Source organism: Zeaxanthinibacter enoshimensis (assembly GCF_004362865.1).
Lineage (GTDB): Bacteria > Bacteroidota > Bacteroidia > Flavobacteriales > Flavobacteriaceae > Zeaxanthinibacter > Zeaxanthinibacter enoshimensis.
In genome coordinates this window covers 793,641-812,368 of record NZ_SNYI01000001.1, presented here as the reverse complement: position 1 = coordinate 812,368, position 18,728 = coordinate 793,641, and the positions used below count along the sequence as shown (strand labels likewise).

Sequence of the window (18,728 nt, the reverse complement as noted above, 5' to 3'; positions counted from 1 at the left end):
AATACCAAAATAATACACAGCTTTTTCTTCTGAATGCTCATAACTACTAATTTCCTCTCAGTCTCTTAAAATTACGATAGGCTTGTTTGATCTCTGCCTCAGAAGCCTGTTCAAATTCTTTATCCGTTACCCCGTAAACCTTCTGTACACTATCCAGTTTGGCATGCATCAATTTTGCGATTTCACTGTATTCCGGATCATTGATCAGGTTATGGTGTTCCCCGGGGTCCTGCTGCAGGTCGTACAATTCCCATTCGTCAATATCGTCATAAAAATGGATCAATTTATATCGTTTGGTACGAATCCCGTATTGTTTCTTCACCATGTGGAAGGCAGGGTAATCATAATAGTGGTAATAGACCACATCCCGGTTCTTATTTGCCGGATCCCCGTCGGAAAGCAAGTCGGCAAACGAAGTTCCCTGCATTTCTTCCGTATCCCCGGCTGCCCCTGCAAGCTCCAGGAAGGTCGGTGCAAAATCCAGGTTCTGTACCATGGCTTCTTCAACTTTCCCTGCCGGGATTACTCCCGGTAATTGCATCAGTAAAGGCATGCGGAGTGATTCCTCGTACATGAAACGTTTATCAAACCAGCCATTCTCCCCCAGGTAAAATCCCTGGTCCGAAGTGTAGACCACCAGGGTATTCTCATCCATGCCGGTGGCTTCCAGGTAGTCCAGTAATTGCCCTACACCTTCATCCACCGAAGCTACAGTCGCCATATAATCCTGCAGGTAACGCTGCCCTTTCCAGCGGTCCAGTTCTTTCCCCTGAAGGCCGGCCCGGTGCATGGCATCATTCTTCGGCAGGTAGGCTGCGTCCCATTGCTGTCGTTGTTCCGGGGTCATCCGGTCAAAATCGGTGGTCCAGGGATTATGGGCCAGGGTGGTCTCCCCCAAACCGGTAGACATCTTAAGATCGTGCCCCTCGTACATATCCTCGTAAATGGTCTGCTGCTGTTCCTGGGCTGCCACCTGGTTCACAAATCGGGGAAAGTAAGAATCCGGCAGGGGAAAAGTAACAGAATCATACAGGTTCAGGTGCCGGGGAGCGGGCATCCAGTTCCGGTGAGGAGCCTTATGGTGGAGCATTAGGAAAAATGGTTGCTCACCTTTTTGCTGCTCTTTTAACCAGGACAAGCCTTTTTTGGTGATGATATCGGTGACATAACCTTCTATGATAGTAGTGTCTTGTCCTTTTATGAATTCAGGATTGTAATAATTTCCCTGGTCATTCACGATCTCCCAGTGGTCAAAACCCGTAGGCTCGCCGTGGAGGTGCCATTTCCCAATGACAGCGGTGCGATATCCTTTGCTCTTCAGAAATTTCGGCAGGGTTGCCTGGTTCCCGTTAAACTGTTCCCCATTCATGCGGAATCCGTTAACATGGCTGTGTTTCCCCGTCAGGATCACTGCCCGGCTGGGACCGCAGATAGCATTGGTGCAGAAGGCATTTTTAAACCGGATACCATTCTTTGCGATCCTGTCAATGTTAGGGGTAGGGGCTTTTTCTGAAAGCGGGTGACCATACGCACTGATGGCCTGTGCGGCATGATCATCAGACATAATAAATATGATATTCGGCCTGAGCGGTGGCTCAACTTCTTTCTTCTTTTCTTCACCGCAGGACACAAATACCAGGGCGAGTCCGGCAAGTAGTAGTCGGGAATAACGCTGTAAATTCATATAATAAATCTGTCCGTTTAGTTAGTCAGTTCAAATCCTGCCTTCAGCGTCTGCTCAGAATTACCTCCGACAAACACCTCGAATTCACCGGGTTCCGATACATATTCTAGCTGGCTGTTATAGAATTTCAGGTCCCCGGGCTGCAGCGTAATACTCACTTCGGCAGTTGCACCTTTTTTTATGAAGACTTTTCTGAATCCTTTTAGTTGTTTTGAAGGTGGCGTAATACTTCGCACCAGGTCTCTCAGGTATAACTGCACTACTTCTTCCCCGTCATAATCGCCCGTATTTTTTACGGTAACTGTGGCCGTGATCGTTTCTCCCTGCCCTACTTTCTTCTTATCGAGGCGTAGGTTGCTGTATTCAAAATCAGTATAACTGAGCCCGTAGCCAAATGGGTAAAGCGGGGTATTAGGAGCGTCCAGGTAATTGGATTTAAATTTCTGGAATTCACTGTCAGGGCCAGGTCTCCCAGTGATCTTGGCACTGTGGTAGATAGGGATCTGTCCTACGTTCCTGGGCCAGGTGGCCGTCAGTTTTCCTGCAGGATTGTACTTCCCGTACAGCACTTCCACTACGGCATTACCTGCCTCGACCCCGGGATGCCAGGTCTGAAGAATGCTAACTGGCATGCGGGACTCTTCCTCTATCGTCAGGGGACGCCCGCTCATAAGGACAACCACTACGGGTTTACCCGTTTCAACCAGGGCTTCCAGTAATTTCTTCTGGCTCGGGGGCAGGGAAAGATCTGTCCGGCTGGCTGCCTCCCCGCTCATCTCTGTAGCCTCTCCCAGCACGGCTACTACGACATCGGACTTCCGGACCAGCTCCAGTGCTTCCTCCAGCAACTCGGCCGGATCCTTTTCAGAGATCTCTACCCTGGGCCCAAATACATTAACCTTCCGGGCTAGCTCGGGATCGTCAGTAATATTGGCGCCTTTGGCATAACTGACGTTTACCCCGGGCATAGATCTTTTAAATCCTTCCAATACGGGTATAGCGTTCTTCACATCCCCTGTAGGCGCCCAGGTACCCAACATATTATTCTGGCTGTTGGCCAAAGGACCTACAAGGGCGATTTTCGCCTTAGGGTCCAGTGGCAGGGTATTCTCATGTTTTTTTAACAGTACAAAGGTCTTCTTCGCGATCTCTTTGGCCGCTGCACGATTTTCCGGGCTCAAAATGTCCTTCGCCGGCCTGCTCTCGTCCAGGTAGCGATAGGGATCCTCAAATAGACCCAACCGGTGTTTGGCTTCCAGGATACGCCTGGCCGCATTAGTTATTGATTCCTCAGACACTTTTCCTTCTTCTACAGATTTCTCCAGGGTGGTCAGGAATCCTTCCCCTACCATATCCATATCAAGGCCGGCATTCAGTGCCAGGGCGGAGACCGCCTGCAGGTCACCCAGTCCATGGGCGATCATCTCATTGACCGAGGTATAATCGGAAACCACCATTCCCTTGAATCCCCATCGATCCCGTAACAGCTCGGTGAGCAACCATTTATTCCCTGAAGCCGGAATTCCATCAATATCGTTAAAGGAGGTCATCACACTGGCAACGCCTTCATCAACCGCAGCCTTGTACGGTGGCAGGTACTGGTTGAACATTTTAATACGGCTCATATCCACCGAGTGGTAATCCCTCCCGGCTTCGGCAGCCCCGTAAAGAGCAAGGTGTTTCACAGTCGCCATCATGGTACCAGGTTGCGAGAGATCATCCCCCTGGTAGCCCCTGACCATTGCCCTGGCTACCTGGGATCCCAGATAAGGGTCTTCCCCTGCTCCTTCGGCTATCCTACCCCAGCGGGGGTCCCGGGCGATATCTACCATGGGTGAGAAATTCCAGTTGATCCCATCTGCGGTCGCTTCCCTGGCTGATATCCTTGCAACTTCTTCCATCAGCTGCATATCCCAACTGGAAGAAAGTCCCAGGGGAATCGGAAAGGTAGTTTTGTAACCGTGGATAACATCGGAACCGATGAGCAACGGAATCTTTAAACGGGAATGGTTCACCGCGAGTTCCTGGGCCACCCGGACACGCTCCGGACCCGCCACCCCGAAGAGGCCGCCAACCTGTCCTTTCCTGATCTTGGCTTCTACATTCTCACTCACCACAGATCCGGTTGCCACCCCTCCCCCGGGGGTTAAAAGGTTCAACTGCCCGATCTTTTCCTTCAGGGTCATTTTACCGAGCAGTTCCTCTACTTCCGGTATACGTTCCTGGGCATTTATGCCGGAAATCAGAAGCAGGGAGAGTGCTAAAAAGGTACTGTATGTTTTCAGGTAATTTATCATTATGATCTATTTAATATCTATTCTGTTTCAATAAGTTTCACGCGTTCGGAGATTCCGTTTTCATTAAAAGCTTCGATGGTGAAATAATAGGCTTGATCTGTGTTGAGCGATTTGAGTTCCAGGGAAGTTTCCCCGTACAGTTGCCAACTGCTGTAGATCTTATCAGGGGCTATCCCCCACAACACATTATACCCACTGGCTCCTTTTACCGGATTCCAGCTGATCACAGCATCCCGACGGTCTTTCTTGCGGTCTACTTCAAAATCCCGCACTTTTGCAGGAGCCTTCCCGGAGCCCTTACCAAAAACCCGGAGGTCGGACATAGCGAGATTTCCCGTGGGCACATGTATATTTTTGAAACGGATGTAACGGGCCGATGCGGCCTGTTCCAGGGCGACGTAATCATTAGGCACATCCTTCCTGTTCCCGCTTTTATCTACGAGAATTTCCCATTGCTGCCCGTCATGCGAACCTTCAATGATGTACTGGTGGAAGAGGCCCGGAACTTTGCCATATAGATCAGACTGGTAATCGTGGTAATTCAACTGGAAAGCGCTGATCTCGGAAACGGCTTGCAGGTCTATCTGTATCCACTCCCCTTCCCTGTTAGTGTCAGCCACCCAGAAACTCTTGATGTTTTCGTCTACCAGGTTTTCCCCGCTAAATCCATCCTTATGGGAAGAAGTTTTTACAGGTTTATTATAGGATAATAGCATCCACCCGGTGAATTTCCCTTCCTTACCGGGTACCGAAGGGGCATAGTGAGGGTAATCCCCGAAATATGTATTGGTGTAAATAAGGTCGTCGTCATCAAAGAAGGTAGGAAACATCCCTATCCTGCGCTCCCATCCGATGTTCACGTTAACAGCCATAGAGGCAAAGTGCCAGTACTGCCCGCCCGGTCCTTTCACTGTGCTGCCATGTCCTGCTCCCGGGATAAACCCTCCCGGCTTGTATGAAAAAGGATTGTTCGGGGCATAGGTAAAAGGACCCAATGGGTGCTCCCCGATATAAGCACCATCCCCGTAGACATTGAATTCAGTGCCGGGTGCGGCATATTCTATATAGTATTTGTCTTTATACTTCGTCGGCCAGGGGCCTTCTATATAGCCGCTCAGGATAGTATCCGAATGATTTTCCCCGAACCGTTCCCAGCCGTGTTTTTCTGGCTCCAGGTTAAACAGTTCGTGAATTTCCTCCGAGGGTCGAAAACGGCGGTCCTTATCCAGTTTCTTCGCCCTTATCGGGTAGGTATTAGATGAGCCCCAGTACAGGTAGGTTTCCCCGTCATCATCTATAAAGAAAGCAGGGTCCTGCAGGTTATAGAGGATGCCGTTGGTTCCTTCCCAATCCCCGATCTCCGGGCTGTCGGTCTGGATGATACTCATGGAACCGGAAGGGTCCCCGGCCACGTAAAGGAGAGAGTCTTTATAATTAAAGGCAGCCGGTGCATTTGAACCTTCAAAATACCAACTCCTGGGCTTAACGAATTCCCACCGGTGAAGATCAGGGGATTTCCAGTAACCCATGGAACGGGTTACGAACATATAATAGTTATCCCTGAAGGAAACCACGGCCGGATCTGCTCCAGAGCGATAGGAGATATCTTTATGAGAATTATAGATCATGTAGGTATAATCTATATTCACCGGATTACAATACGTTTCTTCCTGGGCTGTCAGCACTCCGGCAGAACACAGCAGCAACAGGCTAATTCTGTAAATATTAGTCATTCGTCTTCCCATTTCTTGATTTTTTAGAAAAAAGCCATGCCAGCAATTCCGGCTCTTTAAACGCAGGATCCCAGCTGTTATGGTTGGCATCGCTGTAGAGGGTCAGGTTAGGATACCCGCCGTATTCCAGGATGCTGGCAGCCATAGTAACAGACAACAGGGGTTCTACCACATTGTCCCTGGATCCGTGAAAGATCCACAGCGGTACTTTGGTCGCATATTCTTTGGCAGCATTTATATCTCCTCCCCCGCAGATCGGGATGGCAGCAGCGAACATTTCCGGTCTCCTGTAGAGGATCTCGAAGGTGCCCATTCCGCCCATGGACAGCCCCATTACGTAAACCTGGTCTTTTTTTACAAAAGTTTCAGACAGCAGGGAATCCATAAGCTGAATAGTTAGATCAAGGGGTTTGGTGGGAGCCTCATCATAGTGGTATTTAAAATCCAGCGGTTGTACACTTCGGTCTACCTCTACCCTTGCCCAGTAATCATCAGCCGGGCATTGCGGAAATATCACGATCGCAGGGAACTTTTCACGGTTTTCCGCTTTACTGAATAGGGTGCTGCCATGTGTAAGCTGACTACGGTTATCGTTCCCCCTTTCACCTGCACCATGTAAGAACAACACCACGGGGTATTCTTCAGATGTTGAAAAACCCTCCGGATACATGATCCTGTACTGAAGGGAATCCGGACCATTTTTGAATACTGCTTTCTTATAAAGCTTGTTTTGTGCAAAGATCCCGGCTGCGCCTAAAAGGCATAGCAGCAATAAGGTCAATTTTTTAGCCTCCATATGAAAATCCTAATTTTGTCAGACCAGCTTTCACTTCATCATTCTGCATAAATAAGTTCCATAATAAACCGGTCCTGTAGTTCTCTATCATAATAATGATCGGTCCCTGGTCAATAGCCAGGTAGCGTTCTGCAACCCAGAAATTGTATTCCGGGCTGAAAGCATCGTAGAATCCTGCCGGGCCCAGCAATTTGTCCTTATTCTTATAGAAATAATGCAGGGCGCTCAGGGATTCCTGTGGAGTATAGGGGATCGATGATATAGCGGCCGTCGGCGAGATCACGCCTACATCATTTGCCGGGTGATGGGCATTGTAGCCTATACTACCATCGGCATTACGGGAATAGCTGGCGGTAAGGCCCCAACAATCCTTTCCATAATCCCGGAACCCTTTAGGGTTATCCAGGGCGTACTGGTAATTGATCTTACTGTGGTTAATGTTTACCTGGCCATAATCGACAAAGGCATCGGAGAGTCCGACAGGATCCAGCCCCAGGTACGAGTAATGCGCCCAGAAAAGGGGACCCCCGTAAGTTTCTGCCCCGTTATGGTTTACCAGTAAGGGCAACCCGTATTGCTCCCTGGCAGAACGAATATTACCATCCCTCGCCCATCCTTTTTCATAGACCTCCCTGGAAATACCGTGATCCGGGGAAGCAGCTGCCAGTACATAGGTCACCAGCACTTCATTATAACCCCTCAGCGGAAAATTCATAGCAAACTGGTGTGTAGGACTCCAGTGCCAGTAAAGACTGTTCTCGCCCTGCGTATACCAGTTCCATTCCACGCCTTTCCACAAGGCATCAGCCTTGACGGCAAGTTGCTTTTCCGTATCCGTGCCTTCCTCGAGGTATTCCTTTACACAGATGAGGCCTTGTACCAGGAAGGCGGTCTCTACCAGGTCGCCCCCATCATCCTGAGGACTGAAAGGGATGACATTGCCATTGCGGCCATCCATCCAGTGAGGCCAGGCACCGTGGAACCGGTCTGCAGATTCGAGGAAACTCAAAATTTTTCCGAGTCGTTCCACTCCTTCCTCCCTGCTGACATAGCCACGTTCCATTCCTACCAGGATAGCCATAAGACCAAAACCCGTTCCTCCGGTAGTCACGGTATTCGCATCATGGGAAGGTTCAGCGGGATGGAATCTTTCCCGGGCTGCTCCTGAATTTTCTTCTGAGAAATCCCAGAAATATCTGAAGGTCGTTTCCTGGGTCAGGTCCAGCAATTCCTCATCCGAAATCGGGGGAGGGCCGGCATCAGGTTCCGGGAATGGAACCGGGGTATAGGTGTAATCGTCCTTCCCGCAGCCCGTACTAAACAGCAGGGCCAGTAACGCTATGTACCAAAACCTATTCATCTTCCTTAAGGTAAGGGCTCTTGAATCCTAATTTCCTCAAGCCGTTATGAAGATCTTTGTTCTTCATAAAATGCTTCCACAGCAGGCCGCTCCGGTAATTTTCTATCATCACCGGGATAGGTCCCTGGTCGATGGCCAAATACCTGGGGAGAGACCAACCTGCTTCCAGGCTGAAAGCATCATAAGGGCCAAACCTTCCTATCAGTGAATCCTGCTCGGAGTACATGTAGCGAAGGAACTGTTTGCTTTCTTCAGGGGTATAGGGCATGGAAGACAAGGCGGCAGTGGGGGAGATGACGCCAAGATCCTTGTCGGGACGGTGACCGGCATACCCTTTCATAGAGTAGCTGGAGGTCAGTCCCCAAAGGTTTTTTCCATAGCCCTTATATCCCTGTGGATTTTCCAGGCTGTGCCTGTAGTGTATAAGTGCGTGGTTACGGTTCAGTTTCCAGTAATCCCCGTATTGGTCACTGAGCCCGTTTGGATCCAGGCCCAGGTAAGAATAATGCGCCCAGAACAAGGGCCCGACAGGAGCTGCATCGTGTTCGTAATGATTGAGCTCTGTTTCCAAACCATAATACGTTGTATCCTCAGCAATTTTGCCGTTTAATGCCCATCCTTTCTCATAAACTTCTTTGCTGACGGGGTGGGTAGGCGAGGCCGCAGCAAGGACATACATGATCAGCGCCTCATTATATCCGCCAACCGGGAAATTCATATCCCAGCCATGCTGAGGCGACCAGTGCCAGTACAGCACATCTTCGCCTCCTTTGGTGTACCAGTCCCATTCTACTTCTTCCCATAATTGCTGGATGCGATCAGCAAGCTGCTGTTCCCTTTCTGAGCCTCCCTCAAAGTATTCTTTTACGGTCAGTAACCCCTGGACCAGGAAAGCGGTTTCTACCAGGTCACCCCCATCATCCTTTGCACTAAAGGGAGCTACTTTACCTTCAGGAGTCAGCCAGTGGGGCCAGGCACCGTGAAAACGGTCTGCTCTGGCCAGGAAATCAACGGCTTTCTCCAGTCTTTCCACGGCTTGCTCCCGGCTTATAAAACCTCTTTCTACCCCTACGAGGATAGCCATCAGTCCAAACCCGGAACCCCCTGTGGTTATGATATTGCGATCATGGGTAGGATATATACTGTCCATATGGATCCGCTCCCGCGCAAGGCCGGAGGTGGGTTCCGCACCATCCCAGAAATAATTGAAGGTCTGGTACTGCACAGTATCTAACAACTGGGATTCTGACCACTCCGAAGCCGGCATGGCAGAATGTTTCCCATGTTCTTTCTTCTCTGAATTAAGGCCGTTGCACCCGAATAATACGGATGCTACGGCCATTGAAATTAAAATTAACTTCATGAAAACTAACTCAAAAATCTGGTGGGGCAGGCCTGCGGGTAACAGGCCTTCCGGATCACCATTAGGTTAATATTATAATATGTGGTTACAAGTCAGAGTTACGGATAGCCTGTACCTCTTCCTGTGTCAGGGCTTTGCTGAACAAGCGTAATTCATCCAGGCTGCTTTGGTCAGACAAGTGACCCCATTCTGTAAATCGCGGAGCCCCGGAACCTATCGCAAGCAAGTCAACCCCAGTCCAATCTATCCCGGAAAAATCTCCCTGGGAAACGATCTCCCCGTCAAAGTATACCGTGACCTGCGATCCCGAGATCGTAAAGGCCATGTGTACCCAACCGGCAGTAGCCGGGTCCAGGGAAGCAGCCGCTCCCCCGTCAAACCAGCTGTCAGCAGACCCATTACCAACATTCAGCTTAAAGACCTGGTTATCTGCACTTCCTTCCCGGAAGAAACGGAACCCACTGGTTCTCAGGTTCTGTACATCTGGATACCCTGCATTACCGGTATCCTCGGGGCCCATTACAAGGATCCCCGCCCTGTCCGGGTCAGCATTCACATTATACCAGAAAGATGCAGAGAACTCCTCCGTGGTTAACTCATCCGCAGGGAAGGTCAGGTAAGAATCTGCTGCCCCGCTATAGGCACCCGAACCTTCTACACTTTCCGTAGTATTCCCCGGGTTCCCGATCGCCGTGGCCTCGGTCGCGCTGAACAACTCCTTATTATCCCCGTCAAAAGGCAGGTAGAACATCTCTCCTTCAAATTCACCGGTATAGGGGTTGGTCGTACTGATAAGATTCTGAACTTCGGCTTCAGTCAGAGCTTTGTTGAAGAAACGGAGTTCGTCCATAGGACTGCTGTCCGAGTTATGCCCCCAGTATCCGAAGGTCTCTCCGCCTGAACCAATGGTAATACTATTCACCCCTGTCCAGTCTATCGGGCTGGCCATGGCCGAACTCCGAACAGCCTGCCCGTTAAAGTACACCGTACTCATGTCCGGACCGATGGAAAAAGCCACATGGACCCACTCCCCGGCGGTGACATCGAGCACTCCTCCATCATTCCAACTCTCACCGTTACCGGTACCCACATTCAGTTTAAGGGTCTGGCTGTCTGCCCCACCTTCACGGAACAATCGGAAGCCCTGGTTGCGGTCATCAGCATCGTCCCCGGCCACCAGTATCCCGGCCCTGTCCGGGCTGGAACTGACCTTATACCAGAAAGCTGCGGAAAACTCGGTTCCCTTGAATTCCTCGGCAGGAAATGTCAGGTAGGAATCAGTAGCCGACTGGAAAGCGTTGGTTCCCAGGACAGATTCCCCGGCAAATCCCGGAGTACCTACTTTTGCTGCCTGCGCAATGCTGATAAGATCCGTATAATCTCCATCAAAAGGCATGTAGAGAACCTCCCCGGCAAATAAAGGCGTATAAGCCGGTTCTTTTTCAAAATTAACTGTGGCTGCCGTTTCTTTTCCGTCCAGGTCTGTGGCCCTGACCGTAAGTTCGTGACTGCCATCGGTCACCTGGTCATACACCAGGTCATCAACCAGTACGCGCCTGTAATCCTTGAACTCGGAATAGCTGGCGATCTGCTGGCCATCCATCAGAACCACGATCCTGGCTACTTCGATATCATCGGTCACTTCAAAATCGATAGTTACTGAAGTCTTTGCTTCAAGCACCTTGATCTTGGTCCCTTCGGTAGGGTAGTTGATGGTAACCTGGGGAGCCGTAGCATCCGTACCCGGCTCTAGTTTAGTAATAGGGTCTATCCCCGTATCGCAACTTAACCAAAGGAAAAGAGCCATAACGGAGCTTAGTATATATTTTAGATGTCTCATGATCTGCTGTATTTCTAGTTAGTTAGTATAGGGAACTGGTCTACCTGGGCCTGTGGATAAGGCAGGAAGCTCTTACTTTCGCTGAAAGTGCGCCCGTCGTAATTAAGTTCGCTGTAGCGTTCTAAACGAAGCAGGTCAAAATAGCGTTTCCCCCATTCCATACCCAGTTCCGCAAATTTTTCTGCGACAACCTGGTCCAGGGTTACCCCGGAAATAGCCGGCATTCCTGCCCTGGCACGCACCTGGTTCACCGCCTGGTCAGCACTCATGGCCGTTGGCGTAGCTCCATGCAAGACCGCCTCTGCATACATCAGCAGGATCTCCGCGTAGCGGATCACGTTAAAATTCTTATTACTACCATATGCGGTACGGCCCGGGATCAGCTGGTTAGACGGAAGATAGTGCTTGCCGCTGGCAAATAATGCCCTTGCATAATCATTGATCACGTCCCCGTCACGGGTAGTGTTCGAGACAAATGCAGGCAGGTCACTGTAAGCGGGATCTTGCTGCAATTCAGCAATACCACGGTCTGTAAACAGTACACTGGTTTCCAGCCTCACGGTCTCTCCCCGGTCCAGCATGAATTTTATGAACTTCATACTCGGCTCAAAGAAGCCCCATCCACTGGCGGCCCCTTCTACAGCAGGTGTCCAGTTCTGTGGACCATAAGGAGCATAAAGATGTGCCTCCCGGTCCCCTTCTCCCTGCCCGAAATCAGAATACTGCAGGTCCAGAATGCTTTCGTCACTGAGTTTACCCGGAATCTTAAACAGCTCGTAATAATCAGGGTACAGGCTGAAAAGACCGGAATTGATGATCCTTCCTGTGGCCTCTGCTACTACCCCGTAATTCTCCAGCTCCTGGTTGGCCAGGGCTTTAATAGCAAGAGCAGTATAGACTGTAGCTCCGCCGGGGAAATCTACCCTTTGGTTAGGATGCATATCTACCAGGAAAGGGATAGCCTCGTCCATCTGGTCAGAGATGTGTTGCATTACCTCAGCCTTGGTAGGCACTTCCTCGAGGTCTTTCAATTCCCCGGTATCTGAGGATGTCGGGATAAAGACATCTCCCCAGGTCTGGGATAATTGCAAGAGCATCATGGCCCGCAATACTTTGGCTTCTGCGATATATTGATCTCCCAGGGCTTTCCCGCGTTCATCCGCGGCCTGCTGGTAACGTTCTATCTGCTCCATGGCAGTATGCGTGGAGATGATATCCACATACATATTTTCCCAGAGCGAGTTGTACATCCAGTAATCCTTGTTATAGTTGTAAAGGTCTGTTTCGGCAAAATCCTGCTGGTCGCCCAATCCGCCTGCATTCACATCGTCTCCCCTCACGGCCAGGAGCAGGGGTTGTTCCCAACCTCTTGACTGGAAGGCAGCGTAAGCTCCAACAAGGGAAAGTCCCATGTCCTCGGTTTTCGTAAAGTCGGTTCCCCCTGCGAAATTATTGTTCAGCTGGGGCTCATCGAGTTTATCCGTGCATCCCATGATCATTACCCCTAGCAAGAGTAAGAGTGTGGATGCCTTAATTTTGTTAATTATTTTCATGATCAATTTTTTAGATTTTTATATTCACGCCCATGGTATAAACCGCCGGGATAGGGTAAGTCTGGTTATCGATACCATCGGCTACTTCGGGGTTAAACCCGTTGTAATCAAAGACCGTTAAAGGTTTCTCTGCCGTAAGGTAGATCCTCGTTTCCGGCAGGCCTTTCTGGGCAGCGATCGTATAACCCAGGGTTATGTTCTGTATACGGAAGAAATCGCCGTCTTCTACGTAGTATGTACTCAGACGTTGGTTCCATCCTTTCCGGATCCCGGCAGCCGAAGGATAGGAATTCGTGGTCCCTTCCCCATGCCACCTGTTGATTGCGAAATCACGGTCAATGTTTGTATCGTTGGTGAAGATGACTTCACCCCGTTTCCGGTTCAGGATCTTATTACCTCCTTGTCCTAAGGCACTGGCGGAAAAATCCCAGCCCTTATAATTAAGCCCAAAGTTGAAACCAAAGGAATAGGTAGGTAAGAACGAGCCTATTACACTCCGGTCATCGTCGGTAATATCTCCGTCGCCATTCAGGTCCCTGTATTTGAAATCACCGGGTTGCAGGTTATTCGCAACCGCCACCGGGTCAGCCTGCACTTCGGCATCATTCTGGTAAACCCCTATAACTTCTCTTCCGTAAAACCCGAATATAGGCCCACCTATAATGGAACGCTGTCTGAATTCTGCCGTACCGGCGTCCAGGAACTCCTGCCCTCCAAGTGCTAGTACTTCGTTTTCCAGGGAAGCAAAATTTGCCGATACCTGGTAGCTGAAATCCTCAGAGACCCTTTTATTCCACGTGAGAGCTAGTTCCAGTCCACTATTTCTTATTTCACCAACATTCCGCCGGATAGACCCGGGGATAAGCGGGCGTAATACAGGAATTACTGCATCTTCTGTGTCCCGCACATAATAATCTGCCTCGATAGAGAGGTTGTCAAAGATCACCGCAGAAATACCTGCATTGATCTCCTCGGTAACTTCCCATTTCAGGGCAGTAAAATCACTGTTGGTCAGTACCCCACTGTAACGGGTATCACCCAGGGCTGTGGTAACCACCTCCGAGGTGATAGAGCCTTCACTGGAAGGAACCTTATCATTCCCCAGTTTTCCCCAGCTACCGCGGAGTTTAAGGAAATTGAATAACCCGTTATCTTTCATAAAGGATTCTTCAGATACAACCCATCCCGCTCCAATGGTGGGGAAGTAACCCCATTTTTCCTGGTATTTATTGGTGCCATCTGCCCGGAAAGTTCCGTACAGCAGGTAACGCCCGTCATAGTTATAAGAGACCCTGGAAAAAGCTGAGAACCCGTATTCCCTGGCGCCGCCATCCCGGACATCATCTTCTACGATGGTCTGGGCCTGGTCTATAAAATAAGCCTCCTCTCCACTGAGGGGGAAATTAAGTCCCCTTGCCTGGATGAGGTCAAATGCTTCATCCCTGAAAGAGGTACCTCCCAGTACGGTCACACTGTGTTTCCCGAATTGGTCACTATAAGTTAAGGTATTATCCCATATCTGGTTAGAAATGGTGATGTTTCTTTTAAAGAGGGAAGCGTCCTCTCTCTGGAAGTTATTTCCTATAAAGTAAGGCAGCCTTACTTCTCGTGTATCTATGGTTTCAAAATTATGGTTATAAGCCGTTTTAAAAACCAGGTGATCCGGAACCAGGTCTACTTCTGCGAAGAAATTTGCCACTACGTTCCTGATCTTGGACCGATTTTCACTGAATTCCAGCGTGGGAAACGGGTTTTGTCCCCCCCTGTACCCCAGGTCCTGCGCATTGGCGTATGGGACTGGTTCCGCTGCGGTATTGGAAGGATCCAGTACCGGCAGAATTGGCACGGCATAATATGCCTGCCTCCAGGCCGAGTTCTCAGGGTCAAAACGGGTTGCATTACTCAGGACAGCATTCGCGCCGATCCTGAACCGGTCAGTAACCTGGAAGTCTATTTTACTTCTGAGGTTAAACCGCTCGTATTCGTTCTTCATCTTCAGCAACCCTTCCTGGGCAAAGTAATTGGCCCCGATAGAGTAGCTGGCATTATCACCTCCCCCGGTAACTCCGAAACTGTGGTTCTGTATTGGAGCGGTGCGAATTATTTCATCATACCAATCGGTATTAACAGCGGGAACATTAGGATTGATCCGGCTACGGCCATAGCGCTGCATGGCATTCAGGATGAACTGGGCATCAGGCGCAGAACCCGACTCCAGGGCGATGGTCGTAAATTGTTCTGCATTGGCCACCTTTAAAACGTTCTGAGCTACCTGGTATCCAGTGTACCCGTCATATGTAATTTCCGGTTTCTGGTTCAGGCTACCTGACTTGGTTTCGATCAACACCACCCCGTTCGCTGCACGGACCCCGTAGATAGCCGCTGCAGAGGCATCCTTTAAAATGGACACCGTGGCGATATCGGCAGGGTTAAGAAAGTCAATGTTATCAAAGAAAGCACCATCCACTACATAGAGAGGACCGGATGCCCCGGTGTTATAAGAACCGATACCCCTTACCCGAACGGTTGGGGAAGCTCCGGGACTACCATTACTTACAATCTGCAGTCCGGCTACTTTCCCTTGCAAGGCCTGCATAGCCTGCCCGGTTGGTGTGGCTTTTAATTCTTCCGATTTAACGGTTGTGATCGCCGAGGTCAGGTCTTTGGATTTAATTTCTCCGTAACCTACTACCACGACTTCATCCAGTGCTTCTGCATCTTCCTGTAGTATAATATCAATGGCCTGCTGACCATTAACCTGTACTTCCTTGCTGCTGAATCCGAGGTAAGAAACCAGCAGTGTTCCATCCGCGGGAACATTACTGAGCGAGTAATTCCCGTCAAAATCTGTCTGCGTTCCTGTTGTAGTACCCTTTACCACAATACTAGCCCCCGGGAGCGGCGCTCCCTCGGCGTCAGATACCGAACCCGAGATTGTGATCTCCTGTTGCGCGTGGACAACAAGCTGCACCATCAGTAGGCAGATCAGCAAAAATTTGCTTTGCTTATTCATAATTGTTCAATAATTGAGTTAGATAAATACGAATATAGCAATCAGCACCCCTACAAGACATCAACAACCACTACATAACTATTACATCACCCGGAACACCCCTTTTAACAGCAGGGAACGCAATGATTAAGGGGTGCGAAACCGTTTTCGTACCCATGAACTTTAACATAGTGATGTAGTGATGATGTAGTCTGATTCAGGCTAGAAATGAGGGGTTTAGCCGGGATGGTTCAACAGAGGACTACTTCAGTGTTATCAGGAAGTTGGAGATATTGACCTGGCTGTCCAGGTTTAGTTTCTTCCTCAGCCGGTAACGGTGTATCTCTACACCCCGGATCGTTATCCCCATAAGCGGAGCAATTTCCTTGGTGCTGAGATTCATTTTAAGGTAAGCACACAATTTCAGGTCCTTAGGCGTCAGGTTAGGATAGCGTGATAACAACAGTTCAAAGAAGTCATTATGAAGTTCTTTAAAATTAACTTCGAACCGCTGCCAATCCTCATCATCGTTGATCGCGCTGTCCAGTTTTTTCATATACGACCTGTAACGCTGCTGGTTGTCAAATTTACCCTTGTTCATATAAAGCAGGTTCTTGAGTTCAAGGATCAGTTTATTCTTCTTCGCCACATTCATGGTCGTACGTGCCAGCTCCTTTTGTTTGATCTTAACTTCCTCAGCTAATTTATCCTTTTCCTCCAGCGCCCTTATTTTCTCTTGTTCGCGTTGCATGCGGTCTTTCAGTAGCCGGTGCTTTTTATCCAGTTTAAAACGATTGTACCGTCTTACTGTAAAAATGATCAAGAGCAGCACCATGAAGTAGAGCAGGTATCCCCACCAGGACAGGTACCAGGGAGGGCTAATACTGAAACTGAGCCATAATGGTTCAGAAACCTGGTTGGCCAGCCCGAGGGTGCGCACAGATAAGCGGTAGTCTCCGTATCCCAGATTCTGTAGAGTGATCTGTCCGTCACTAACTTTGCCTTCCTGAGCAGACGGCCCCTGAAGGTTGTAAGTATAATCAGCCTTCAGTGTACCCGGGGCAGCGACATGAAGCCTTATTTCTCTTGAAGATTTATAAGAAAGGTTCCAGCTGGTCTCTCTGACCGACAATGATCCATTGCGGTCCCGGATAGCGGATAATGCCGGTTCTGGAACCGAATAGGCCCCGATTCCGGAGATCATCTTTTCCAGGTTGAGTTCGGCAAAACCATCTGTTAGCGTGAGCAGGTAAACCGAGTCATTCTTTCTTACCATTTTCTCTGCGTCTGGCACCAGCCTTCTCACCAGGGGGCCGTAATCCAATAACATCGCAATGGTATCCAGGTTGGTATAGGTAACCCTGGCCCCGGTTTCGTGTTGGCTGAACCAGTAAGCCTCTCCCTCCTGGTACAAGAGGTTATGTCCATTATAAGGTTTAAACTGTTCAAATTCGGTGATCTTACCGGCAATGGGTTCATATTTATACCAATTCCCTTTGCTCTGCAAAATGATCTGGTTCTTGATATTGTACAGTTTAACATTGTACTGGTGAGGCAATTCTTCCTTATCAATGCCTTGGAGCGAGAGTACTTTACTGAAAGACTTATCCAGTTTTACCCTGTAAATACCTTTATACGCATGCGCCACCCAAAGCGTAAACTCATCTTCAAAACACAGGTAGCGTACCGGGAAATCTATGCCTTGTATTTGCTTAACCTGCCAGCCATCATTTTCATCTTTTTCAAAATAGGCAAGTCCGGTATATGTTCCCTGCAGGAAACTCTCTACACGTCCGGGGATACGAATCATTTTGTATCCTCCTGTAATCTTCGATATATTGATAAAGGAAGCCGGGGATACCAGGAAGGTTCCCATATTGTGTCCACTCAAAAGCTCGTCCTCCACTTGTTGCAGGTCCCAGACATGACCCTGGGATCCCTCGATAAAATTCAATTTATCCTGTTCAAAATAAAAGACACCGGTATTGCTGCCAAGGTAGAGAGTGCTGTCATACTGGGCTACATCATAAACAGAACCTAATGCGCCGGATGTGTCCGTGTAGAATAGCAAGGGGCTGTCCAGATGGATCCTGTCTACACCAATATCTTCCCCGACCCATAGCTGGTCCTGGAATTGGAGCAATCCCAGGATAGTGTTGTTTTGCAGGCCCGCTTCTTTATTGATCTCGGTGTAGTGGTCCTTTTGCCAATCGTAGAGGTATACCCCGTTCTTGATTGTGCCAAAGATCATATTCCCGTTCTCAAGGGTAATCATCTTATTCAGCTGATGTGTTCTCAGTGAAGCGGAGACACTGCTATTCCAGGGAACTAATTTCTCCCCCTGCAGCAGGAAACACCCCCGGAGTTTGGTCCCCAGCATCAGGCCGGAGGGAGTTACGGCCATATCAGTTATGGTCGTATTCTCCCAGGCACTGCCGGTATCAATAGCAACGACTTTATCTTCTGCCAATTCGTAAAGACCCGAATAACTTGATGCGACAAGTAACCGCCCTTCGTATTCTATTATATCCGACACAAAGAACGGGAGTTCTATTACCGTAATTTTATCGTCTTTGTAGTAGTATACAGTAGAAAATGACCTGAAAGCGATCCTGTCCTCCATCGGCAGTATCTCCCAGAATTCTTCACTGGTGAAGGTGTGATCCTGGATCAGGTGGGTAAGCGAGGTATATTCCAGTTCGCCCGTAAGACCCTTTACCCAAAAACCAAATTCCTCATAGGAGCCGGTAAAGATCTTGTCTCCCTGGGTGGCTACTGAGCGTAATATTGTACTATTGGGTAATTTATTAAGGTTCCACGACTCCCCGTCATAATGCAGGAGACCACTGTTATTTGCTATAAAGATCTCCCCTTCAGCATTACTGCTGATGTCCCAGTTCTTACTGGCTGCACCGTATTGGAAGGGCCTGAAGTTCTCTATAGGGGGAACCAACCGCTGAGCGCAGAGGATAAGCGGGAGCGCGAATAATAATGCCTGTATAGCCAGCCGGGTGCTTAGATGCATTTGCACTTTAGGGTAAGGTAATATTTATAGGGAAGCAAGATACGAAAATCGGTTACGGATAACCCGGTCTCCTTTGTTCTCCCTG

The 18,728-nt window shown here is 49.2% G+C and carries 10 protein-coding genes; all 10 read right to left on the bottom strand.

Going from position 1 to position 18,728, the window contains the following annotated elements; translation table 11 throughout:
- Positions 1 to 46: 46 nt before the first annotated feature.
- The 10 genes from CLV82_RS03495 to CLV82_RS03450 all read right to left on the bottom strand — a co-directional run bounded on the left by CLV82_RS03495 (position 47) and on the right by CLV82_RS03450 (position 18,643).
- Positions 47 to 1,684, bottom strand: coding sequence for a sulfatase family protein (locus tag CLV82_RS03495; protein ID WP_133642900.1), 1,638 nt, complete (start codon positions 1,682 to 1,684; stop codon positions 47 to 49).
- 17 nt (positions 1,685 to 1,701) lie between these two features.
- Positions 1,702 to 3,981 carry a beta-glucosidase BglX gene (gene bglX, locus CLV82_RS03490; RefSeq protein WP_133642899.1) on the bottom strand — a complete coding sequence of 760 codons (2,280 nt, stop codon included), beginning with the start codon at positions 3,979 to 3,981 and terminating at the stop codon, positions 1,702 to 1,704.
- A gap of 17 nt (positions 3,982 to 3,998) precedes the next feature.
- Positions 3,999 to 5,726 (bottom strand): family 43 glycosylhydrolase, encoded by a 1,728-nt coding sequence (locus CLV82_RS03485; RefSeq protein WP_133642898.1) that lies wholly within the window; start codon positions 5,724 to 5,726, stop codon positions 3,999 to 4,001.
- Positions 5,707 to 6,510 carry a carboxylesterase family protein gene (locus CLV82_RS03480; protein ID WP_133642897.1) on the bottom strand — a complete coding sequence of 268 codons (804 nt, stop codon included), beginning with the start codon at positions 6,508 to 6,510 and terminating at the stop codon, positions 5,707 to 5,709. Before CLV82_RS03480 ends, CLV82_RS03485 begins: the two co-directional genes overlap by 20 nt.
- A complete protein-coding gene (locus CLV82_RS03475) occupies positions 6,500 to 7,870 on the bottom strand; it encodes a glucoamylase family protein (protein ID WP_133642896.1) in 1,371 nt (456 codons plus the stop codon). Before CLV82_RS03475 ends, CLV82_RS03480 begins: the two co-directional genes overlap by 11 nt.
- Positions 7,863 to 9,233, bottom strand: a complete 1,371-nt coding sequence (locus tag CLV82_RS03470) for a glucoamylase family protein (RefSeq protein ID WP_133642895.1) — start codon at positions 9,231 to 9,233, stop codon at positions 7,863 to 7,865. The genes CLV82_RS03475 and CLV82_RS03470 overlap by 8 nt, the downstream gene beginning before the upstream one ends.
- Before the next feature lie 85 nt (positions 9,234 to 9,318).
- Entirely contained in the window at positions 9,319 to 11,073 is a 1,755-nt protein-coding gene (locus tag CLV82_RS03465) for a LamG-like jellyroll fold domain-containing protein (protein ID WP_133642894.1), read from the bottom strand.
- A gap of 14 nt (positions 11,074 to 11,087) precedes the next feature.
- The gene (locus CLV82_RS03460; protein ID WP_133642893.1) at positions 11,088 to 12,626 is read right to left on the bottom strand and encodes a RagB/SusD family nutrient uptake outer membrane protein; all 1,539 of its coding nucleotides are present in this window, start codon (positions 12,624 to 12,626) and stop codon (positions 11,088 to 11,090) included.
- 10 nt (positions 12,627 to 12,636) lie between these two features.
- Positions 12,637 to 15,639, bottom strand: a complete 3,003-nt coding sequence (locus CLV82_RS03455; protein ID WP_133642892.1) for a SusC/RagA family TonB-linked outer membrane protein — start codon at positions 15,637 to 15,639, stop codon at positions 12,637 to 12,639.
- A 241-nt stretch (positions 15,640 to 15,880) separates the two neighbouring features.
- Positions 15,881 to 18,643, bottom strand: a complete 2,763-nt coding sequence (locus CLV82_RS03450; RefSeq protein WP_133642891.1) for a helix-turn-helix and ligand-binding sensor domain-containing protein — start codon at positions 18,641 to 18,643, stop codon at positions 15,881 to 15,883.
- Between the last annotated feature and the right edge of the window lie 85 nt (positions 18,644 to 18,728).